Below are 21,039 nucleotides of genomic sequence, written 5' to 3'. Positions count from 1 at the left end.
ACTCTGTGGTGAGGGGATTTATCCCCGTTTGGCTGCGAAGCAGTCGCTAAACCATTGCACGAGGTGTACCTGGTACATCGTGGTTGCAGGTTTTGGGGCCGCTGCGCGACCCAACGGGGATAAATCCCCTCGCCACAGGGGCTCGCTCCCACAGTGATTTTGTGGTGCATATAAAAATATCCACAGGAGCGTGGAACATGCGGTGGGCGACGTATTTCGCCGTGTTGGCGTCTGTCTTGAGTGTCGGTCTGGCCCTGGGGGTCAGCATGCCGCTGGTGTCGTTGCGTCTGGAGGGCTGGGGCTACGGCTCGTTCGCCATCGGTGTGATGGCAGCCATGCCGGCAATCGGCGTGCTGCTCGGGGCGAAGGTTTCCAGCCATCTCGCTGCGTATTTCGGCACGGCGAACCTGATGCGCCTGTGCCTGTGGGCCGGGGCATTGTCGATCGGCCTGCTGGCGCTGCTGCCGAGTTATCCGATCTGGTTGCTGCTGCGGTTGCTGATCGGTGTGATCCTGACCATCGTGTTCATTCTTGGCGAGAGCTGGATCAATCAGCTGGTGGTCGAGCAGTGGCGCGGGCGTCTGGTGGCGCTGTATGGCAGCAGCTATGCGCTGAGCCAGCTGTCCGGTCCGTTGCTGCTGGGTGCGCTGGGTACCGAGCATGATTACGGTTTCTGGGTCGGGGTCGGTCTGCTGACGCTCTCGCCTTTCCTGCTGCTGGGGCGCAGCGGCGCGCCGAGCAGCGAGGCCAACAGCGTCACGTTTGGCGATCTGTGGGGCTTTGCCCGTGAGCTGCCGGCGATTGCCTGGGCGGTGTCATTGTTCGCCGCGTTCGAAGCGATGATCCTGACGCTGCTGCCGGTGTACTGTCTGCAACAGGGGTTCACCGCCGAAATCGCGCTGGCCATGGTCAGCACCGTGGTGGTCGGCGATGCGCTGCTGCAATTGCCGATTGGCGCCCTGGCCGATTACCTGTCGCGGCGCACGCTGTTTGCCGGGTGCGCGGTAGTGTTAATGCTGTCGAGTCTGGCCATTCCAATGCTGCTCGACACGCTGCTGATCTGGCCGCTTTGGGTGCTGTTCGGCGCCAGTGCTGGCGGCTTGTTTACCCTGTCGCTGATTCTGATTGGCGAGCGTTATCGTGACGATGCGCTGGTGCGTGCCAATGCGCATATTGCCCAGTTGTGGGGTGTCGGTTGTCTGGTCGGGCCGTTGGCGGCGGGGGCGGGGAGTCAGTGGATCAACGGGCATGCGTTGCCACTGTTGATGGCGGCTGGGGCTTTCGGGTTGGTTATCCTGTTGTTGCGCCAGGGCGCCTTCGGCAAAATCCAGACTGCTTGAGATCAAAAGATCGCAGCCTTCGGCAGCTCTTACAGGGCAAACGCATTTCCAACTGTAGGAGCTGCCGAAGGCTGCGATCTTTGCTTTTTACAGCATCCGCTCCAGGCCGACGCTGGTGCTGAACCATGAGTTGAAGCGCCGCCACCAGCTCCCCGGCTCCTTGGTCAGGGTGTGCATCTGGCCGTTGTCTTCGGTGACCCAGACGACCTTGCCGTCCTCGAGTTTCGCCTGATAACTCAAGGTCGGCGCCATGCCTTGCAGTGCCAGTGCGCGCACATGCTCGGCCAGTTCCGGGCTGTCGACCAGGACGCCGACTTCGGTGTTCCACAGCACCGAGCGCGGGTCGAAATTGAACGAACCGATAAACGATTTGCGTCGATCAAAGATCATCGCCTTGCTGTGCAGGCTGGAATCCGAGCCGCGAAACGACTTGCTGTAAAACACGCGTGGCCCGCTGCCGTAGTTATCCCCAGGCTGGCGGCGCAACTCATAGAGTTTCACTCCGTGTTCAAGCAACGCCTTGCGATAGGGCGCGTAACCGCCATGCACCGCCGGCACGTCAGTGGCCTCCAGTGAATTGGTCAGCAGGCTCACGGAGACCCCGGCATCGGCGCGCCCGGTCAGATAGACCAGCCCTGGCTGACCCGGCACGAAGTAGGCGGAAATCATGATCAGCTCTTTGCTGACGCCGGTCAGTTCCGGCGCCAGTTGCGTGGTCAGCAGCAGATGCGGATCGGGTTCGCCCTTGGACAGGACCTTGCTCGGCGCATCCCACAAGGCCTGGTTCCAGGCCCAGATCAGCTCTCTGCGCCAGATGTCCATGCGCGGGTCGGTGGTGAACTTCATCAACTGCTGATACAGCGCGTGGTTCTGCTTGCGGGTTTCTTCCAGCGACTCTTCCAGGCGCGTGCGCGTGTTTTGCAGGTCGGCGGCGGTCGGTTGGCTGGAGAGGAATTCGTCGATCGGCTTGCTCAGCGCGCTGTTCCAGTACTGGTCGAAACTGTGTCCGAGCTGCTCGGCCACCGGGCCGATGCTGAGCATGTCGATGTCGGTGAAATTCAGGTTGGCTTCGGCGTCGAAATATTCATCGCCCAGATTGCGCCCGCCGACGATGGCCGCGCTGTTGTCCGCCAGCCACAACTTGTTGTGCATGCGCCGGTGCTGCACGGACAGATTGAACAGTCGCCCGGCCGCGCGTGTTACGCCGGTGCTGCGTCCCAGGTGCAACGGATTGAACAAACGAATCTGGATCTGCGGATGTGCCGCAAGGGTCGCGATGATCTGGTCGAGGCCGTCGCTGGTGGTGTCGTCGAGCAGGATGCGCACGCGCACGCCACGGTCGGCCGCCTTCAACACTTCCTCCACCAGCATCCGCGTGCTGATGCCGTCGTGGACGATGTAGTACTGCAAATCGAGGCTGACCTGGGCGTGACGAATCAGCTCGGCCCTGGCAGTAAACGCCTCGCCGCTGTCGGAGAGCAGGCGAAACCCTGACTGCCCCTTGTAGGGCGCGGCCTGCGCCTGGATCGAACGGCCGAAGCTGGATTGCGAAGCTGGCAAAGCCTGGCTCGGTTCGCGCGGTACATCAAGGCTGGCGCAGCCGCTGAGGAACGAGGCGAGTATCAGTAAAGCGAGTAGGGGCTGTCTGAAGCTCACGTAGGGTCGTTCCGGTTGGCGGCTGAGGTCGGCAATTTGGACGCCGGGCGCGCAAAAAAGGTCAGTCGGTCTCAGCGAGTAATTTGATTGCTGCAGCGCCGACCTTGCGCACCGCTTCTTCGATCTGCGCTGTTGGTTTGGCAGCGTAGTTCATACGCAGACAATTGCGGTACTTGCCCGAGGCGGAAAAGATGCTGCCGACAGCAATCTGTACGCCCTGATCGTGCAGCGCGCGATTCAGTTTCAGCGTGTCGAAACCTTCCGGCAGTTCCACCCAGAGCATGAAGCTGCCTTGCGGGCGACTGGCGCGAGTGCCGGCGGGAAAGTAGCGGGTCACCCAATCGATCATCGCGTCACGATTGCGTTGGTACTGCATGCGCATGCGCCGCAAGTGCGGCTCGAAATGGCCGGCCTTGATGAATTCGGCGATAGCGATCTGCGGTTGTGGTGCGGTCGAGCCGGTGCTGATGTATTTCATGTGCAGCACTCGCTCCAGATATCGGCCCGGCGCCACCCAGCCGATGCGCAGCCCCGGCGCCAGGGTCTTGGAGAACGAGCTGCACAGCAACACGCGGCCGTCTTCGTCGAAGGATTTGATCGTACGCGGGCGCGGGTAGGTATAGGCCAGCTCGCCATACACATCGTCTTCGATGATCGCCACGTCGAAACGCTGGGCGAGCGTCAACAACGCGCGTTTGCGCGACTCGGGCATGACGTAGCCGAGCGGGTTGTTGCAGTTTGGGGTGAGCTGAATGGCCTTGATCGGCCACTGTTCCAGCGCCAGTTCCAGGGCGTCGAGGCTGATCCCGGTGAGCGGGTCGGTGGGGATTTCCAGGGCTTTCATGCCCAGGCCTTTGAGGGTCTGCATGGCGCCGTGGAAACTCGGCGAGTCCACCGCGACGATGTCGCCCGGCTCGCAGATCGCGTGGATGCTGGTGGACAGCGCTTCGTGGCAGCCAGTGGTGATCACCAGATCGCTGGCGCTCAACTGGCAGCCGGAATCAAGCATCAGCCGTGCGATCTGTTCGCGCAGTTCGAGGTTGCCGTGGATGTTGTCGTAATACAGACCAGGCATGTCCTGCCGCCGACTGATTCGCGCCAGCCCACGCAGCAGCGGCTTCATGGTGGGTGAGCCGACGTCGGGCATGCCCCGACCCAATTGCACGACGTCCTTGCGCGGTACGGCGCGAATGAGTTCCAGCACCTGATCCCATTGCGAAATCTCTACCGGCCGTTGCGCGGGGCGGCCTACTGCGGGCAGCTCCGGCAATTCGCGTCCTACGGGGACAAAATAGCCGGACTTGGGTTTTGGCGTGGCCAGACCGCTGTCTTCAAGCACGCGATACGCCTGCTGCACCGTGCTCAGACTGACTCCGTGTTCGACGCTCAAGGCACGCACCGACGGCAAGCGGTCGCCGGGACGATAGAAGCCTTGTTCGATGCGGGTGCCGAGCAATTCGGCGAGGTTTACATACAGAGTCATGGTGGCCTCGGTGCGTCTTGGTGAAAACCAGTACAGATGCGGCAAAAATCAATCATTCAGTCGGCGAATCGGCAAATCTGTATGGATTTAATACTGGTTCTTTGAGTCTGTAATGGTTTTGCTCGCCCGCGCATCATGGAATCTCTGGCTACCCAAGTAAACAGGAGCAACGAAAATGAACGGCTTGAGCGATGTGCGGCTGACGTTACACAGTCAGGAACTGGCGGCAGGGCAAAAGGACAACGCGCGCAATCTGCTGCGTAATGCGCCGTCCGGCCTCAGTCGCTGGGAGCTGTTCTGGCATCGTCTGCACACGCGCAAGGCGTTGCTCGGCCTGACACCGGAGCAGCTCAAGGATGTCGGGTTGACGCGGGAGCAGGCAAGGGAGGAGGGGTTGAAGCCGTTCTGGCGGATATGAATACCGCAGAGCGTTCCCATGCTCTGCGTGGGAACGCCGGCCCGGACGCTCTGCGTCCGCTGTGACGCAGAGCGTCACTGGATGCATTCCCGCGCGGAGCGTGGGAACGATCCTGATTCGTCAGACCAACTCTTTCAGCCGATGCCACAACATCCCCAACGCCAACAACGGCGAGCGCAAGTGCTTACCGCCGGGGAAGGTGATGTGCGGCACCTTGGCGAACAGATCAAAGCCGCCGCCGTGCTGCCCGCTGATTGCTTCGGCCAGCAGCTTGCCGGCCAGGTGTGTGGCATTCACTCCGTGGCCCGAATAAGCCTGGGCGAAATACACGTTCGGCTGGTCGGCGAGCCGGCCAATCTGCGGCAAGCGGTTGGCACCGATGCCGATCATCCCGCCCCACTGATAATCGATTTTCACCTCGGCCAGTTGCGGGAACACTTCAAGCATCTTCGGTTGCATATAGGCGCCGATGTCTTTCGGATCGCGCCCTGAATAATGGCAGGCGCCACCAAACAACAAACGTCGATCCGCCGAGAGCCGGTAGTAATCGAGCGCCACCCGCTGGTCGCAGACCGCCATGTTCTGCGGCAGCAGGTTGTGCGCCTGCTCTGCGCTCAACGGTTCGGTGGCGATGATGTAGCTGCCGGCGGGCAGGACCTTGCCGCTCAGTTGCGGGTTGAGGTCATGGAGATAGGCATTGCAGCCCAACACCAGAGTCTTCGCCCGCACCGAGCCTAGCGCGGTGTGCACCTTCACTTCGGGGCCGTAATCGATGCGCGTCACTGCCGATTGCTCGAACAACTGCACGCCCAGTTGCTGCGCCGCTGCCGCTTCGCCCATCGCCAGATTCAGCGGGTGCAGATGCCCGGAACCCATGTCGATCAAACCGCCGACATAGCGCTTGGAACCGACCACGGTGTGCATTTCACTGGCCTGCAACAGACGGGTTTCGTAGCGATAACCCAGGCTGCGGAGTTCTTCGGCATCTTCGGCAAAACCGTCGAGATCGGAAGGCTTGTTGGCGAGGTCGCAGTAGCCCCAGGTCAGATCGCAGGCAATGCCGAAACGCTCGACGCGGTGACGGACAATCTCCACCGCTTCCAGGCCCATGAGTTTCATTTCGCGCACGCCCTCGGCACCGATGACATTGGCGAACTGATCAAGGCCGTGACCGACACCGCGAATCAACTGCCCGCCGTTGCGACCGCTGGCGCCCCAGCCGATCCTGTGCGCTTCCAGCAACACCACGCTGAAACCGCGTTCGGCCAGTTCCAGCGCCGTGTTCAACCCGGAAAAGCCACCGCCGACCACGCAGACATCCGCCACCACCTCGCCTTGCAGCACGGGATGGTCAGGCTGCGGCAGGCTGCTGGCGGCGTAATAAGAGGCAACGTGGGGTTGGCTCGCGGTGGTCGGGGCGCGGGCGGTCATGGGCATCATCCAACGGCTGAGTGTCGAGAAAATTTGACGGAGCATAAGCCGCGCGCCCGAACGTGGGCAACATCGGTCGGCCTGCGGTGTCTGGATCCGGACTTTTGCGGCACAATCATCAGCCCGCCACTTTGGTCACCGTTTCGATGAGCTGCAACAGTCAGAAAATCCGCACCCTGCGTCAGCAGATCCCCACGTTCGACTGCGTGCCGGGCTGCCACGACTGCTGCGGCCCGGTGACCACGTCGCCCGAGGAAATGGCCCGGCTGCCGCGCAAATCCCGCGCCGAGCAGGATGCCGCGCTGGAAGAACTCAACTGTGTGCACCTGGGGCCGAATGGCTGCACGGTGTATGAAGAGCGGCCGCTGATCTGTCGATTGTTTGGTACGACCAAGACCCTGCCGTGCCCGAACGAGCGGCGGCCGGTGGAGTTGATACATCCACGGGTCGAGAAGCAGATTTTCGAGTACATGGCGGCGAATCGGCAGGTGTTGGTGTAAGTGATCGTTCCCACGCTCTGCGTGGGAATGCCTCTTCGGACGCTCCGCGTTCGGCCTTTGGGACGCAGAGCGTCCGAAGAGGCATTCCCACGCAGAGCGTGGGAACGATCATTGCGGTGATCAGTCCGGAATCGGCAGGCAAAGGCTCTCTTTCACCTCTTCCATGACGATATAGCTCTTCGATTCACGCACATGTGGCAGCTTCAACAGAATGTCGCCGAGCAGTTTGCGGTACGAGGCCATCTCGGAAATCCGCGCCTTCACCAAATAGTCGAAATCTCCTGAGACCAAATGGCACTCCAGCACATGCGGCAGCTTCAGCACCGCGCGGCGGAACTCTTCGAATGTGTCACCGGATTTGTAGTCGAGGCTTATCTCGACGAACACCAGCAGGCTACCCTTCAAATGCTGCGGATTGAGCCGGGCGTTGTAGCCCATGATGATCCCCTCGCGCTCCAGACGCCGCACGCGCTCGGTGCACGGCGTGGTCGAGAGGCCGACCTTTTCCCCGAGTTCGGTAAAGGAAATCCGCCCGTCCGCCTGGAGGATGCGCAGGATGTTGCGGTCGATCTTGTCCAGCTCACGTTTGGTCTGAGTGTTAGTACGCATAGGGGATGCGCCTCCGTGAAAAGGGTTTTTGCCGAGAATTGTCGCCAAATATAGGCGCTTATATAGTGAAAAGCACTGGCATTTCTTTTTTACACTGCGCCCATCATTGCTCTAACAAACAGTTCGGCGAAAAGCCGCGATGAGGGATTGAAAATGCGCGTCATGGTCTTGGGTAGCGGCGTCATCGGTACCGCCAGTGCTTACTATCTGGCCCGTGCCGGGTTTGAAGTGGTGGTGGTCGACCGGCAGCCTGCTGCGGCCATGGAGACCAGTTTCGCCAACGCCGGCCAGGTCTCGCCGGGTTATGCCTCGCCGTGGGCCGCGCCGGGCGTGCCGCTCAAGGCCATCAAGTGGCTGCTGCAACGCCATGCGCCATTGGCGATCAAGGCCACCGCTGATATCGACCAATACCTGTGGATGGCGCAAATGCTGCGCAACTGCACCGCCAGCCGTTACGCGGTGAACAAGGAGCGCATGGTGCGTCTGTCCGAGTACAGCCGCGACTGCCTCGACGAATTGCGCGCCGAGACCGGCATTGCCTACGAAGGCCGCAGCCTCGGCACCACGCAGTTGTTCCGCACCCAGGCGCAACTGGATAACGCCGCCAAAGACATTGCCGTACTGAAAGAATCCGGCGTGCCGTTTGAAGTTCTCGACCGCGCCGGTATTGCCCGCGTCGAGCCGGCGCTGGCAGGCGTGACCGACATTCTCGCCGGTGCGCTGCGCCTGCCCAACGACCAGACCGGCGACTGCCAGATGTTCACCACGCGCCTCGCCGAAATGGCGCGCAAGCTCGGCGTGGAATTCCGTTTCGGCCAGGACATTCAAAAGCTCGATTACGCCGGTGATCGCATCAACGGTGTGTGGATCGACGGCAAGCTGGAAACCGCTGACCGCTACGTGCTGGCGCTCGGCAGCTACTCGCCGCAGCTGCTCAAGCCGTTGGGCATCAAGGCCCCGGTATATCCGCTCAAGGGTTACTCGCTGACCGTGCCGATCACCAACCCGGACATGGCGCCGACGTCGACCATTCTCGACGAGACCTACAAGGTCGCGATCACCCGCTTCGACAACCGCATCCGCGTCGGCGGTATGGCCGAGATTGCCGGTTTTGACCTGTCGCTTAACCCGCGTCGGCGCGAAACCCTGGAGATGATCGTCAACGACCTTTATCCTCAGGGCGGCAATCTGGCCGAGGCGAGTTTCTGGACCGGCCTGCGTCCGACCACGCCGGACGGTACGCCGATCGTTGGCGCCACGCCGTTCAAGAATCTGTTCCTCAACACTGGTCACGGTACGCTCGGCTGGACCATGGCCTGCGGTTCCGGCCGTTTGCTCGCCGACCTGATGGCGAAGAAAAAGCCGCAGATCAGCGCCGAAGGCCTCGATATTTCCCGTTACGGCAACCAGACCCAGGAGTCCGCAAAACATGTCAATCCAGCGCCAGCTCACCAATGAGCGCATGAGTCAGATCGTCAGCCACAACGGCACCGTGTATCTGGCCGGGCAGGTCGGCGACGACTTCGACGCCGGAATTGAACAGCAGACCCGCGAGGTGCTCGCCAATATCGAGCGCCTGCTCGATCTGGCCGGGACGGACAAGCAGCATCTGTTGTCGGCGACGATCTACCTGAACGACATTGAAGCGCACTTCGCCGGGATGAACGCGGTGTGGGACCAGTGGCTGCCAAAAGGCGCCGCACCGGCCCGTGCCACCGTCGAAGCGAAGATGGCCAAGCCGAGCATTCTGGTGGAGATCTCCATCGTCGCCGCGCTGCCATAACGTTTTACAGATCCCTCTCCCGGTGCTGTTGGCGGTTCACGCCGTCAGTCAGCGCCGGTTTTTCTTCCCATGACCGCCCAGAAGTCTGCCGCCATGCGTCCTGCCCGTGCCCTGATCGACCTTCAAGCCCTGCGCCACAACTACCGAATTGCCCGCGAAGTCACCGGCGCCAAGGCGCTCGCCGTGATCAAGGCGGACGCCTACGGCCATGGCGCGGTGCGTTGCGCCCAGGCGCTGGAAGCCGAGGCGGATGGTTTTGCCGTGGCCTGCATCGAAGAAGCATTGGAGCTGCGCGCTGCCGGAATTCGCGCGCCGGTACTGCTGCTGGAAGGCTTCTTCGAAGCCGATGAGCTGGCGTTGATCGCCGAGCATGATTTCTGGTGCGTGGTGCATTCGCTGTGGCAGCTCGAAGCGATCGAACAGGCAGTCCTGAGCAAACCGATCACGGTGTGGCTCAAGCTCGATTCCGGCATGCACCGCGTCGGCCTGCATCCGAAAGATTACCCAGCGGCGTACCAGCGTCTGCTGGCCAGCGGCAAAGTGGCGAAAATCGTGCTGATGAGCCACTTCGCCCGCGCTGATGAACTGCATGCGCAAAGCAGCACCGAGCAGGTCGCGGTGTTCGAAGCGGCGCGTCAGGGTCTGGCGGCGGAAGTCAGCCTGCGCAACTCGCCAGCCGTGCTCGGTTGGCCAGAAATTCAAAGCGACTGGGTACGCCCGGGCATCATGCTCTACGGCGCGACCCCGTTCGAAGAAGCCAACGCAGTGGCCGAACGCCTGCAACCGGTGATGACCCTCGAATCGAAAGTCATCAGCGTGCGTGAATTGCCGGCCGGCGAGCCGATCGGCTATGGCGCCAGATTCATCACCGACAAGCCGATGCGCATCGGCGTGGTCGCCATGGGCTACGCCGACGGTTACCCGCGTCAGGCGCCGACCGGCACGCCGGTGCTGGTGGCCGGCAAACTCAGCCGCCTGCTGGGGCGTGTGTCGATGGACATGCTCTGCATCGACCTGACCGACATACCGGAAGCGGGCCTCGGTTCCAACGTCGAACTGTGGGGCAAAAACATCCTCGCCAGCGATGTGGCGAAGTGGGCCGATACCATCCCGTATCAGATCTTCTGCAACCTGAAACGTGTGCCAAGGCTCTATTCCGAGGGTTGACGCCGCTGCGGGGGCCAAGTGTTGTAAATACTGAACGCTGTCGCCATGATAACGCTCAATATTCTTACAACATCAGGAGGCTCCCGCCTTGGACGTCGGTGAACGACTGCAATCGATCCGCAAGCTCAAAGGGCTTTCCCAGCGTGAACTCGCCAAACGCGCGGGCGTCACCAACAGCACCATTTCGATGATCGAAAAGAACAGCGTCAGCCCATCGATCAGTTCGCTGAGAAAGGTGCTCGGCGGCATTCCCATGTCGATGGTCGAGTTCTTTTCCGAAGAGATCCTGCAGGACCAGCCGACCCAGATCGTCTACAAGGCCAATGAGCTGATCGACATCTCCGACGGCGCCGTGACCATGAAACTGGTCGGCCGCGCCCACCCGAGCCGCGCCATCGCCTTCCTCAACGAAATCTATCCGCCGGGCGCCGACACTGGCGAAGAAATGCTCACCCACGAGGGCGAGGAAACCGGAATTCTGGTCGAAGGCCGCCTCGAACTGGTGGTGGGTCTGGAAACTTTTATCCTCGAAGCCGGCGACAGCTACTATTTTGAAAGTACCAAGCCGCATCGTTTCCGTAACCCGTTCGACGTGCCGGCGCGACTAATCAGCGCAGCCACGCCGGCGAATTTCTAAGCAGAAGGCGCCAAGCCAATACGGCAAAGGCCCCAGAACCGTTTTACCGATGGGCAACAAGACCCCTCTAACCATGGGGTTGTTTCAGTACAGCGGCCTACCCGCTATACTTGCGCCCGCCTGCGAACCGTGGCCGCAGGCGTGAATAGCCACCATTGAGGGTGAACGCGTGAACCTAATTATGAAAATGCTGGCTGCACCAGCAACCGTACTGGCCCTCTGGGCTGTCAGCGCTCAAGCTGCGACAAATGACGACATCGCCAAGCGCCTCGAGCCCGTCGGCCAGGTGTGTGTTCAAGGGCAGGAATGCAAGGGTATGGAAGTGGCTGCTACCGCTGGCGGTGGCGGGGGAGCAAAGGCCCCTAAAGACGTGATCGCCAAGCACTGCAACGCTTGTCACGGCACGGGCCTGCTCGGCGCGCCGAAGATCGGCGACAAGGCAGCCTGGAAGGAACGGGCCGATCATCAGGGTGGTCTGGACGGCATCCTCGCCAAGGCCATCACCGGCATCAACGCCATGCCGCCAAAAGGCACCTGCGCCGATTGCTCCGATGAAGAGCTCAAGGGCGCGATCAAAGAGATGTCCGGTCTGTAATCAGCGCCGGCTTTGAAAAAAAACCGTCTTCGGACGGTTTTTTTGTGTCTGTGGTTTCTGGTTTCCGATTCATTCAGGCCCTGATCCCTCCAAACCAAACACTGTCCTTTGCAGCAAACTCAAGGCAATCTCGGTCTACCCCTATCAACAGAACGGGCGGGAGGCTTCAGATGGTGCAGTTGTGTTCGATCGAACAGGCGGTGGACGATGTGCTGGCGCGTTTGCCTGCGCACATCCACATGGGCCTGCCGCTGGGGTTGGGCAAGCCGAATCACTTCGTTAACGCGCTATACCGGCGCATCAAGGAGCTGCCCGAGCGGCAGCTGACGATCTATACCGCGCTGTGCCTCGGTCGGCCGAATCTGGGCGATGGCTTGCAGAAGCGCTTTATCGAGCCCTTTGTAGAGCGGGTGTTTGGTGATTATCCGGAGTTTGATTTTCTCGCCGATCTGCAGCGCGACAGTCTGCCCGCCAACATCCGTATCCAGCAGTTTTTCATGCAGCCTGGCAGTCTGCTCAACAGCGCGCCGGCGCAGCAGGATTACGTCAGCAGTAATTACAGCCATGCCGCCCGCGACATCAATGCGGCGGGCCTGAACCTTGTGGCGCAACTGCTGGCCAGCAACAGTGAGCATCCCGATCGTCTGAGCCTGAGTTGCAACCCGGACATTACCCTCGATCTGCTGCCGATGATCGCCAAGCGCCGCGAGGCAGGGGAGACCATCGTGCTGGTCGGCCAGGTGCATACGGATCTGCCGTACATGCCCGGCGATGCGGAAGTCGACATCGATACCTTTGACCTGCTGATCGACGAGAAGGACAGCAGCACGCTGTTTTCGACGCCGAACATGCCGGTGGGCTTTCAGGATCATTTCATTGGTTTGCACGCCAGTGCGCTGGTGCGCGATGGCGGTACATTGCAAATTGGTATCGGCTCGATGGGGGATGCGTTGACTGCTGCGCTACTCGCGCGGCAGGCCGATAACGCCGGCTATCAGGCGGTGCTCGATGACATCAACCTCAGCCAATGGGCGCAATTGATTCAGCGCGAGGGCGGCACCGCGCCATTTGCCAAAGGCCTCTACGGTTGCAGCGAGATGTTCGTCAACGGGCTGCTGGTTTTGGCGGATGCCGGGATCATCCGGCGCAAGGTCTATCCGGATGTGCCGACCCAAGAGCAGGCCAACGCCGGCAGCCTAGATGAAGCGGCACAGCCTGACGGTATCTCGGTGCACGGCGGCTTCTTCCTTGGCCCGCGCAGTTTCTATGAGCGGCTGCGCGAGTTGCCGCAAAGCAAGCTGCTGGAATTCAACATGACCCGTATCAGCTACATCAACGAGCTGTACGGCCAGGAAGAGCTCAAGCGCTTGCAGCGCATCGATGCGCGCTTCATCAACACCGTGTTCACCATGACTCTGCTCGGCGCCGGCGTGGCTGATCAATTGGCAGACGGACGCGTGCTCAGCGGTGTCGGTGGGCAGTACAACTTTGTTGCTCAGGGCCACGCACTGGAAGGCGCGAGATCGATGTTGATCCTGCGCAGCTGGCGCGAGTCCGGCGGCGAGGTCAATTCCAATATCGTCTGGGACTACGGCCACTGCACGATCCCGCGGCACCTGCGCGACATCGTCGTCACCGAGTACGGCATCGCCGACCTGCGCGGTAAGTCCGACGCGGCGGTGATTGAAGCGCTGCTCAATATCAGCGATTCGCGCTTCCAGCCGGGGCTGATCGAACAGGCGCAGAAAGTCGGCAAGCTGCCAAAGGATTTCCGTATCGATCCACGGTTTGCCGATAACACACCGCAACGCTTGCAGGCGATTGCCGCGCGACATCCGAACCTGTTTCCGGAGTATCCGCTGGGCTGTGATTTCACTGTGATCGAACGGGATCTGCTGCGGGCGCTGAACTGGCTGAAGAGCAAGTTCAAGCTGACGGAGATTCTGGAATTGGGCAAGGCAGCGCTGGATGCGCCGGAGGCCTCAACGTTCCCGGAACACCTTGAGCGGATGCAGCTGACCAATCCGGAAGGTCTCAAGGAAGACCTGTTCCAGCGCTTGCTGCTCACCGGTCTGAAAGCCACCGCGCAATAAAGGCTCACCGCAAAACCTGTAGGAGCTGCGGCACGCTGCGATCTTTTGATCTGTTTCAAGATCAAGATCAAAAGATCGCAGCCTCGTTTAACTCGACAGCTCCTACCGGGGAGCGGCGGTGTGGCCTTACTCGATGAAGGTAACGACGCCATCCTTCAGCGATTGCACCCGGGCCAGGGACTCAACGCGGTAGCCCTGCGAGTCCAGTTCGGCGCGGCCGCCCTGGAACGACTTCTCGATGACGATGCCCAGACCGGCAACGGTGGCGCCGGCCTGTTTGATGATCGAGATCAGCGCTTGCGAGGCCTTACCGTTGGCCAGGAAGTCGTCGATGATCAGCACGCGGTCGCTGCTGGTCAGGTGGCGCGGGGAGATGGCCACGGTGCTTTCGGTCTTCTTGGTGAACGAGTAGACGGTCGCCGAGAGCAGGTTTTCAGTCAGGGTCAGCGACTGTTGCTTGCGGGCGAAGATCACCGGCACGCCGAGGTTCAGACCGGTCATGATCGCCGGGGCGATGCCTGAGGCCTCGATGGTGACGATCTTGGTGATCCCGGAATCCTTGAACAGCGCGGCGAATTCGTCACCGATGAGCTTCATCAGGGCCGGGTCGATCTGGTGGTTCAGGAAAGCGTCGACTTTCAGGACCTGATCGGAAAGCACGATGCCTTCTTCGCGGATTTTTTTGTGCAGTGCTTCCACAACAGCTTCCTCTGGTGGCGCGATGGGCGCCGAAGGTAGATTAAAAAGTAGTCGATTCTAGCGCTTTAACATCGCGCGTATATCGGCCAATGCGCTATTACCACGCACGGCTTTGACTTCAGTCGGGGTGTCGTCGTTGCCTTCCCAGGCCAGATCGTCCGGCGGCAGCTCATCCAGAAAGCGACTCGGCGCGCAGTCGATGATTTCACCGTACTGCTTGCGCTTGGCAGCGAAGGTGAAGGCCAGGGTCTGGCGGGCGCGGGTGATGCCCACATAGGCCAGGCGGCGTTCTTCTTCGATGGTGTCGGCTTCGATGCTGGAACGGTGCGGGAGGATTTCCTCTTCCATGCCCATGATGAACACGTAGGGAAATTCCAGCCCTTTGGACGCATGCAGCGTCATCATCTGCACACCTTCGGCACCGTCCTCTTCTTCCTGCTGGCGCTCGAGCATGTCACGCAGCACCAGTTTGCCGATGGCGTCTTCGACGGTCATTTCGCCGTCTTCGTCTTTCTCGAGGGTGTTTTTCAACGCCTCGATCAGGAACCAGACGTTGCCCATGCGGTAGTCCGCCGCCTTGTCGCTGGAGCTGTTGGTGCGCAGCCAGTTCTCGTAGTCGATGTCCATGACCATGCTGCGCAGCGCCGAAATCGGATCTTCGCCGGCGCACTGCTCGCGGACCTTGTCCATGAAGCGCTTGAAGCGCGCCAGGCGATCGGTGAAGCGGCTGTCGAGATGTTCGCCCAGGCCAATTTCGTCGGTGGCGGCGTACATCGAGATCTTGCGTTCGGTAGCGTAGTTACCGAGCTTTTCCAGGGTGGTCGAGCCGATCTCGCGGCGTGGCACGTTGATCACGCGCAGGAAGGCGTTGTCGTCATCCGGATTGACGATCAGGCGGAAGTAGGCCATCAGGTCCTTCACTTCCTGACGACCGAAGAAGCTGTTGCCGCCGCTCAGGCGATACGGCACCTGGTGGTGCTGCAGCTTCAATTCGATCAGCTTGGCCTGGTAGTTACCGCGATAGAGAATGGCGAAATCGCTGTACGGGCGGTCGGTGCGCAAATGCAGGCTGAGGATTTCCATCGCCACGCGCTCGGCTTCGGCGTCCTCGTTGCGGCAGCGGATCACGCGGATCTCGTCGCCGTGGCCCATCTCGCTCCACAGCTGCTTTTCGAATTCGTGCGGGTTGTTCGAGATCAGCACGTTGGCGCAACGCAGGATGCGGCTGGTGGAGCGGTAGTTCTGCTCCAGCATCACCACTTTCAAGGACGGATAGTCGTCCTTGAGCAGCATCAGGTTTTCCGGGCGCGCGCCACGCCAGGCATAGATCGACTGGTCGTCGTCGCCGACCACGGTGAACTGGTTGCGCTTGCCGATGAGCATCTTCACCAACAGATACTGGCTGGCGTTGGTGTCCTGGTATTCGTCGACGAGCAGGTAACGGACCTTGTTCTGCCACTTTTCGAGAATGTCGGCGTGTTCTTCGAAGAGCTTTACCGGCAGCAGGATCAGGTCATCGAAGTCCACCGCGTTGAACGCCTTGAGCGTGCGCTGGTAGTGGGTGTAGACGATCGCGGCGGTCTGTTCCTTGGGATTGCGCGCGTTTTCCAGGGCCTGGGCGGGCAGGATCAGGTCGTTTTTCCAGGCGCCGATCATGTTCTTGATCTCGTCGACGCCGTCGTCGCCCGCGTATTCCTTCTGCATGATGTCGGTCATCAGGGCTTTGACGTCGGTCTCGTCGAAGATCGAGAAACCGGGTTTGTAGCCCAGCCGCGCATGCTCCTTGCGGATAATGTTCAAGCCCAGGTTGTGGAAGGTGCAGACGGTCAGGCCGCGTCCTTCACCGGCACGCAACAGGGTGCCGACCCGCTCTTTCATTTCGCGCGCGGCCTTGTTGGTAAAGGTCATGGCGACGATGTACTGGGCGCGGATGCCGCAGTTCTGAATCAGGTGCGCGATCTTGCGCGTGATCACGCTGGTCTTGCCGGAGCCAGCACCGGCGAGCACCAATAGAGGGCCGCCGACGTAGTTCACGGCTTCTTGCTGCCGGGGATTGAGTCGGGACATACGAAAATTCGGGAGTCGTTGACGAAATGGGCCGGCATTTTAACAGGCTCAGCGATTTGTGCTGCTCTGTCCGACTTGTGACGCAACACGCGATTCAAATTTGCCGGTTTTGTTACTTTCACGCAGGATGCGCGGGGATTTTGCGGCTAATGTTCTCATTCGTGACACAAAATAACGTTTCGAGGCCGTTGTCATCAGACAACGCATTGGTCATTGTTCAGCACACCGGCATAATGCCCCGCCTACATCATTGCAGAGTCTAGGGAGTCAGCTTGTCTACGCCTGTCGAACCCTTGCGTTTGCTGCTACTGGCCGAAGAGCCAGCGTGGACAGCGTTGTTGCGTGAGTGTCTGGCTCCGATGGGGAGCGCGGCGGTGCTGATCAGCGCGCCGAACTGGGATTCGGTCAGCCGCCTGTTCGAAGACAACCGCCACGCGGTACTGCTGACCCTGCCAGCGTTGCAACCGCCGCCCGGGCGTTGCAGCCTGCCGACCGTTCTGCTGCTGGAGCACGAGCCGGCCACCGCGCCGGTCGGTGTCAGCGACTGGCTGGTGTTCGACGCTCTCGACGCCGGCATGCTCCAGCGCTGCCTGCGCCATGTGCGCGAGCGCGGCGTGCTGGAAAACACTCTCCAGCGCCTCGCCGAACAGGACCCGCTGACCGGCATCGCCAATCGCCAGGGCTTTCAGACTCTGCTTGCTGCGCGCCTTGCCGAGGGCGACGGGCGCGGTCTCGCCCTCGGCCATCTTGATCTCGACAATTTTCGCCATGCCAACGACGCCCTCGGGCATCAGGCCGGGGATCGTCTGATTCTGCAGGTCGTCGCGCGGCTGAAAAGTCAGCTGGAGGCCGGCGATCAACTGGCACGGCTGGGCAGCGATGAATTCGCTCTGCTGATCGATACCCGCCGCGCGCCGCAACGCGCCGAGTGGATGGCCGAACGCATCACTGAGGCGTTGGCCGAACCTTATTGGGTCGACGGCGAGAGCCTGCTGATCGGCTCCAGCCTTGGTATCGCCCATGCCCGCGCCAATGGCGGCGCCGATCCATTGATGTGGCACGCGCACATCGCCATGCAGCAGGCCAAGAGCACGCAGGGCTGCACCTTTCATATCTTCAACGAACGCATCAATCGCAACGCGCGGAGCATGGCCGATCTCGAAAGCGAGCTGCGCCGGGCCTTGCGCCGCGATGAGCTGGAACTGCATTACCAGCCACGCCTGAATCTTGAGGACGGCCAGATTGTCGGCCTCGAAGCGCTGGTGCGCTGGCGTCATGGCGAGCGCGGTCTGTTGCCACCGAGCGAGTTCGTCCCGCTGGCCGAGCAGAGCGGTCTGATCGTGCCATTGGGTTACTGGGTGATTTCTCGCGCCTTGCGCGACATGCAGGCTTTGCGCGAGCAGGGTCTGCCGGCGCTGCACATGGCGATCAACCTGTCGTTCCGCCAGTTTCAGGACAGCCAGTTGCTGCCGACACTCAGCCGTCTGATTGCCGAGCGCGGCGTCGAGGCGCAGTGGCTGGAATTCGAACTGACCGAAACCGCGGTAATGCGGCGCAGCGATCTGGTCAAACAGACCATGGACGCCCTCGGCCGCCTCGGTGTGCGCTTCTCGCTGGACGATTTCGGCACCGGGTTTTCGTCGTTCGTGCACCTCAACAGCCTGCCCATCACATTGCTGAAGATCGACAAGAGTTTTGTCGGCGGCATGGAACAGCGCGAAGAGAACCGCAAACTGGTGCACGCGATGATCAACCTTGCGCACAACCTGCATCTGGAAGTGGTCGCCGAGGGCGTCGAAACGCCGGAGCAACTGGAATTGTTGCGCGGGTTCGGCTGCGATCAGGTACAGGGTTATCTGATCAGCCGGCCGTTGCCGTTGGATGAGCTGGTGGAATATCTGACGTCTGGATCGAACCAGCAGCCGGCCCTGGAAATCGTCGGTTGATCACAATTGTTGCGGCCGGCGCAAATCCCCGTGGGAGCGAGCCTGCTCGCGAAGGCGTTATGTCAGCTGAATGATCTGGGCCTGGCACTCGGTCTTCGCGAGCAGGCTCGCTCCCACAAAGGAAACCCTCATTCGGCCTGGGGGATGTTGAAACCTTGAGCTTGCGGCTCGCGCCGAATCATCCGCTTCATCTTCCATTCGAACGCCAGCGTCAGGCTCACCGCCGCACACGCCAGGCCCAGCGCCAATCCCCACCAGACGCCCGTCGGCCCCCAGTTGAGGTGGAACGCCATCCACCACGCCGCCGGTGCGCCAATCAGCCAATAGCAAGCCAGCCCCACGAGAAACGTAGTCTTGGCATCCTTGAGCCCGCGAATACAGCCCATGGCAATCGTCTGCGTGCCGTCGAACAGCTCGAACCACGCCGCTACTGCCAGCAGGCTCACCGCCAGACGGATCACCTCGGCAAACGCCGGGTCATTATGGTCCAGGAACAGGCCGACCAACTGGTTCGGCCACAGCCAGAACACCAGGGCGAAGCCGAGCATCACCACGGCGCCGAAAGCGATACCGACACGCCCGGACATCCGTGCATCGACCAGTTGCCCGGCGCCGTAGTGTTGGCCGACGCGCATGGTGATGGCATAGGACATCCCGGCCGGGACCATGAAGGCCACCGACACGATCTGCAGGGCGATCTGATGCGCACCCATTTGCATACTGCCCATGGTGCCCATGCACAACGCGGCAAAGGCAAACAGCCCGACTTCCACCGCATAGGTGCCGCCAATCGGCAGGCCCAGGCGCCAGAGTTCTTTCAGGTATTGCCGGTTCGGCCGCGACAGACCGGCGCGCAACGGATAAGCGTCATAAGCCGGATGCCGACGGATATGCCAGGCCAGCGCCAGTGCCATGCAGTTGGCGACAATCGCCGTGACCAGACCGATGCCGGTCAGACCCAGTTGCGGCAGGCCGAACATGCCGGTGATCAGCGCGTAGTTGAGCAGGAAGTTGGCCACCGTGCCGGCGAGGCTGATGACCATCACTGGCGTCGCCCGGCCGATTGCACTGGTAAAGCCGCGCAGCGCCATGAAGCTCAGATAACCGGGCAGGGCGAAAGGCAGGGCGATGAGGAATTGCCCGGCGGCGTTGACGTTGGTTTCGGTCTGGCCGAACAGCAGCAACACAGGTTTGAGGTTCCACAACAGCAGCCCGGCGCCGAGGGCCATCAGCCACGCCAGCCACAACCCGGCCTGGGTCAGGCGCGCGGCACCGATGATGTCGCCGGCACCCTGACGGATCGCCACCAATGTGCCAACTGCGGCAATCACGCCGATGCAGAAAATCGATACAAACGAGTAGCTCGCCGCACCGAGGCCGCCACCGGCCAGCGCTTCGGGACTGAGGCGCGCCATCATCAGGGTGTCGGTGAGCACCATCAGCATGTGCGCCAACTGCGAAGCAATCAGCGGCCCCGCCAGCCGCAGAATGGCCCAGAGTTCGGTACGCACAGGATGCTGCATGGTCATCACCACCCAAATATCAGAGGAAGCAGAAGAGCGTCGATTCTCGGCGCTTGGCAGGCTTTGCACAAAGGGATAAAAAGGATGGGTGGCATGATTAATACTCATCCTGAAACGTCCTGCCGAATTGGCTGTATCCCCGCTACTGGAGCTTTTTGCATGTCCCGACGCCTTCCGCCGTTGTATGCCCTGCGCGCATTCGAAGCGGCAGCGCGACACAGCTCGTTCACCCGCGCGGCGGAAGAGTTGTCGATCACCCAGAGCGCGGTCAGTCGGCACATGCGCACCCTTGAAGAACACTTCGCCTGCCGGCTGTTTCATCGCAGCGGGCGCAACCTGCAACTCACCGAATCGGCGCGGCTGCTGCTACCCGGAATCCGCGAAGGCTTCGCCGCCCTTGAGCGCGCCTGCAATACCTTGCGCGCCGAGGACGACATCCTGCGCATGAAAGCGCCATCTACCCTGACCATGCGTTGGCTGCTGGCGCGGTTGAGTCGCTTCCGCCATTTGCAGCCGGGCAATGAGGTGCAATTGACCAGCGCATGGATGGATATCGATTCGGTGGACTTCAACAACGAACCGTTCGATTGCGCGGTGTTGCTCAGTGACGGGCATTTCCCGCCGGACTGGGAAGCGAGCCTGCTGTTTCCCGAGGAATTGATTCCGGTCGGCGCGCCGAACCTGCTCAATGATCAACCTTGGGATGTAGCGCGTCTGGCGACCGCCGAACTGCTGCACCCGACCCCGGATCGCCGTGACTGGCGCAGTTGGCTGGAGCGCATGGGTCTGTCCGAGCAAGTTTCGCTTAAGGGCGGGCAAGTGTTCGATACGCTGGAGCTGGGCATGATCGCGGCGGCGCGCGGCTACGGCGTTTCGATGGGGGATCTGTTGATGGTTGCCGAAGATGTTGCGCAAGGGCGCTTGAGCCTGCCGTGGCCTACGGCCGTCGCCAGTGGCCTGAATTATTACCTGGTCTGGCCAAAGCCGCGCCCGGGAGGTGAACGTTTGCGCCGCCTCAGCGATTTTCTGCAGAGCGAAGTCCGCGCCATGCAACTGCCGGCGGTGGCGCGCTTGAGCTGAAACGTTCGAGCC

General features: G+C 61.2%; 18 protein-coding genes. 11 read left to right on the top strand and 7 right to left on the bottom strand.

The features are described 5' to 3' along the window. Positions 1-197: 197 nt before the first annotated feature. The gene (locus AB4O12_RS20775; RefSeq protein WP_252868468.1) at positions 198-1,340 is read left to right on the top strand and encodes an MFS transporter; all 1,143 of its coding nucleotides are present in this window, start codon (positions 198-200) and stop codon (positions 1,338-1,340) included. Between the two features lie 87 nt (positions 1,341-1,427). On the opposite strand, the gene AB4O12_RS20770 is transcribed toward AB4O12_RS20775, so the two are convergent. Next, a complete protein-coding gene (locus tag AB4O12_RS20770) occupies positions 1,428-2,996 on the bottom strand; it encodes a phospholipase D family protein (RefSeq protein ID WP_460059655.1) in 1,569 nt (522 codons plus the stop codon). A gap of 61 nt (positions 2,997-3,057) precedes the next feature. Beyond that, positions 3,058-4,479, bottom strand: coding sequence for an aminotransferase-like domain-containing protein (locus AB4O12_RS20765; protein ID WP_041476641.1), 1,422 nt, complete (start codon positions 4,477-4,479; stop codon positions 3,058-3,060). A 175-nt stretch (positions 4,480-4,654) separates the two neighbouring features. Here AB4O12_RS20765 and AB4O12_RS20760 point away from each other — a divergent pair, with 175 nt between their 5' ends. Further along, the gene (locus tag AB4O12_RS20760) at positions 4,655-4,897 is read left to right on the top strand and encodes a DUF1127 domain-containing protein (protein ID WP_150637114.1); all 243 of its coding nucleotides are present in this window, start codon (positions 4,655-4,657) and stop codon (positions 4,895-4,897) included. Positions 4,898-5,017: 120 nt separating this feature from the next. On the opposite strand, the gene AB4O12_RS20755 is transcribed toward AB4O12_RS20760, so the two are convergent. Then, on the bottom strand, positions 5,018-6,328 hold the full coding sequence (locus tag AB4O12_RS20755; protein ID WP_460059654.1) for an NAD(P)/FAD-dependent oxidoreductase: 1,311 nt from the start codon (positions 6,326-6,328) through the stop codon (positions 5,018-5,020). Between the two features lie 146 nt (positions 6,329-6,474). Here AB4O12_RS20755 and AB4O12_RS20750 point away from each other — a divergent pair, with 146 nt between their 5' ends. After that, positions 6,475-6,828: a YkgJ family cysteine cluster protein gene (locus AB4O12_RS20750; RefSeq protein ID WP_041476668.1), complete on the top strand. Its 354-nt coding sequence runs from the start codon at positions 6,475-6,477 to the stop codon at positions 6,826-6,828. 120 nt (positions 6,829-6,948) lie between these two features. Here AB4O12_RS20750 and AB4O12_RS20745 read toward each other — a convergent pair whose 3' ends face one another. Next, positions 6,949-7,437: an Lrp/AsnC ligand binding domain-containing protein gene (locus AB4O12_RS20745; RefSeq protein ID WP_010465173.1), complete on the bottom strand. Its 489-nt coding sequence runs from the start codon at positions 7,435-7,437 to the stop codon at positions 6,949-6,951. Between the two features lie 153 nt (positions 7,438-7,590). Between AB4O12_RS20745 and dadA the strand changes: the two genes are divergently transcribed. The 6 genes from dadA (at position 7,591) to AB4O12_RS20715 (ending at position 13,712) form a co-directional block, all read left to right on the top strand. Next, the gene (gene dadA, locus AB4O12_RS20740; RefSeq protein WP_122506211.1) at positions 7,591-8,895 is read left to right on the top strand and encodes a D-amino acid dehydrogenase; all 1,305 of its coding nucleotides are present in this window, start codon (positions 7,591-7,593) and stop codon (positions 8,893-8,895) included. Then, positions 8,867-9,220 carry a RidA family protein gene (locus AB4O12_RS20735; RefSeq protein ID WP_041476645.1) on the top strand — a complete coding sequence of 118 codons (354 nt, stop codon included), beginning with the start codon at positions 8,867-8,869 and terminating at the stop codon, positions 9,218-9,220. The genes dadA and AB4O12_RS20735 overlap by 29 nt, the downstream gene beginning before the upstream one ends. A gap of 93 nt (positions 9,221-9,313) precedes the next feature. After that, on the top strand, positions 9,314-10,387 hold the full coding sequence (gene alr / locus AB4O12_RS20730) for an alanine racemase (protein ID WP_150637369.1): 1,074 nt from the start codon (positions 9,314-9,316) through the stop codon (positions 10,385-10,387). A gap of 88 nt (positions 10,388-10,475) precedes the next feature. Then, positions 10,476-11,024 carry a cupin domain-containing protein gene (locus tag AB4O12_RS20725; protein ID WP_016772566.1) on the top strand — a complete coding sequence of 183 codons (549 nt, stop codon included), beginning with the start codon at positions 10,476-10,478 and terminating at the stop codon, positions 11,022-11,024. A 181-nt stretch (positions 11,025-11,205) separates the two neighbouring features. Continuing rightward, positions 11,206-11,619, top strand: a complete 414-nt coding sequence (locus tag AB4O12_RS20720; RefSeq protein WP_039757383.1) for a c-type cytochrome — start codon at positions 11,206-11,208, stop codon at positions 11,617-11,619. Positions 11,620-11,789: 170 nt separating this feature from the next. Next, on the top strand, positions 11,790-13,712 hold the full coding sequence (locus AB4O12_RS20715) for an acetyl-CoA hydrolase/transferase C-terminal domain-containing protein (RefSeq protein WP_150637110.1): 1,923 nt from the start codon (positions 11,790-11,792) through the stop codon (positions 13,710-13,712). A gap of 126 nt (positions 13,713-13,838) precedes the next feature. On the opposite strand, the gene AB4O12_RS20710 is transcribed toward AB4O12_RS20715, so the two are convergent. Further along, entirely contained in the window at positions 13,839-14,411 is a 573-nt protein-coding gene (locus AB4O12_RS20710) for a xanthine phosphoribosyltransferase (RefSeq protein ID WP_016772573.1), read from the bottom strand. 57 nt (positions 14,412-14,468) lie between these two features. Next, a complete protein-coding gene (gene rep / locus AB4O12_RS20705) occupies positions 14,469-16,478 on the bottom strand; it encodes a DNA helicase Rep (RefSeq protein ID WP_016772574.1) in 2,010 nt (669 codons plus the stop codon). 272 nt (positions 16,479-16,750) lie between these two features. On the opposite strand from rep, the gene AB4O12_RS20700 reads away from it, so the two are divergent. After that, positions 16,751-18,424: a putative bifunctional diguanylate cyclase/phosphodiesterase gene (locus AB4O12_RS20700; protein WP_150742919.1), complete on the top strand. Its 1,674-nt coding sequence runs from the start codon at positions 16,751-16,753 to the stop codon at positions 18,422-18,424. A 128-nt stretch (positions 18,425-18,552) separates the two neighbouring features. Here the strand turns inward: AB4O12_RS20700 and AB4O12_RS20695 are convergent, their stop codons facing one another. Then, positions 18,553-19,947 carry a NorM family multidrug efflux MATE transporter gene (locus tag AB4O12_RS20695; protein WP_460059653.1) on the bottom strand — a complete coding sequence of 465 codons (1,395 nt, stop codon included), beginning with the start codon at positions 19,945-19,947 and terminating at the stop codon, positions 18,553-18,555. A 159-nt stretch (positions 19,948-20,106) separates the two neighbouring features. Here AB4O12_RS20695 and AB4O12_RS20690 point away from each other — a divergent pair, with 159 nt between their 5' ends. Then, on the top strand, positions 20,107-21,027 hold the full coding sequence (locus tag AB4O12_RS20690; RefSeq protein ID WP_460059652.1) for a LysR substrate-binding domain-containing protein: 921 nt from the start codon (positions 20,107-20,109) through the stop codon (positions 21,025-21,027). Positions 21,028-21,039: the final 12 nt, after the last annotated feature.

The organism is Pseudomonas sp. S2_A05 (assembly GCF_054668485.1).
This window is presented reverse-complemented; position numbering and strand designations above follow the sequence as displayed.

What these genes read in the sequence shown, in the direction of transcription:
- AB4O12_RS20760 (WP_150637114.1), top strand. Translation starts at nt 4,655, where the DNA reads ATGAACGGCTTGAGCGATGTGCGGCTGACGTTACACAGTCAGGAACTG.
- AB4O12_RS20690 (WP_460059652.1), top strand. Translation starts at nt 20,107, where the DNA reads ATGTCCCGACGCCTTCCGCCGTTGTATGCCCTGCGCGCATTCGAAGCG.
- AB4O12_RS20745 (WP_010465173.1), bottom strand. Translation starts at nt 7,437, where the DNA reads ATGCGTACTAACACTCAGACCAAACGTGAGCTGGACAAGATCGACCGC.
- dadA (WP_122506211.1), top strand. Translation starts at nt 7,591, where the DNA reads ATGCGCGTCATGGTCTTGGGTAGCGGCGTCATCGGTACCGCCAGTGCT.
- alr (WP_150637369.1), top strand. Translation starts at nt 9,314, where the DNA reads ATGCGTCCTGCCCGTGCCCTGATCGACCTTCAAGCCCTGCGCCACAAC.
- AB4O12_RS20695 (WP_460059653.1), bottom strand. Translation starts at nt 19,947, where the DNA reads ATGCAGCATCCTGTGCGTACCGAACTCTGGGCCATTCTGCGGCTGGCG.
- AB4O12_RS20735 (WP_041476645.1), top strand. Translation starts at nt 8,867, where the DNA reads ATGTCAATCCAGCGCCAGCTCACCAATGAGCGCATGAGTCAGATCGTC.
- AB4O12_RS20755 (WP_460059654.1), bottom strand. Translation starts at nt 6,328, where the DNA reads ATGACCGCCCGCGCCCCGACCACCGCGAGCCAACCCCACGTTGCCTCT.
- AB4O12_RS20750 (WP_041476668.1), top strand. Translation starts at nt 6,475, where the DNA reads ATGAGCTGCAACAGTCAGAAAATCCGCACCCTGCGTCAGCAGATCCCC.
- AB4O12_RS20720 (WP_039757383.1), top strand. Translation starts at nt 11,206, where the DNA reads ATGAAAATGCTGGCTGCACCAGCAACCGTACTGGCCCTCTGGGCTGTC.
- AB4O12_RS20775 (WP_252868468.1), top strand. Translation starts at nt 198, where the DNA reads ATGCGGTGGGCGACGTATTTCGCCGTGTTGGCGTCTGTCTTGAGTGTC.
- AB4O12_RS20765 (WP_041476641.1), bottom strand. Translation starts at nt 4,479, where the DNA reads ATGACTCTGTATGTAAACCTCGCCGAATTGCTCGGCACCCGCATCGAA.
- AB4O12_RS20715 (WP_150637110.1), top strand. Translation starts at nt 11,790, where the DNA reads ATGGTGCAGTTGTGTTCGATCGAACAGGCGGTGGACGATGTGCTGGCG.
- rep (WP_016772574.1), bottom strand. Translation starts at nt 16,478, where the DNA reads ATGTCCCGACTCAATCCCCGGCAGCAAGAAGCCGTGAACTACGTCGGC.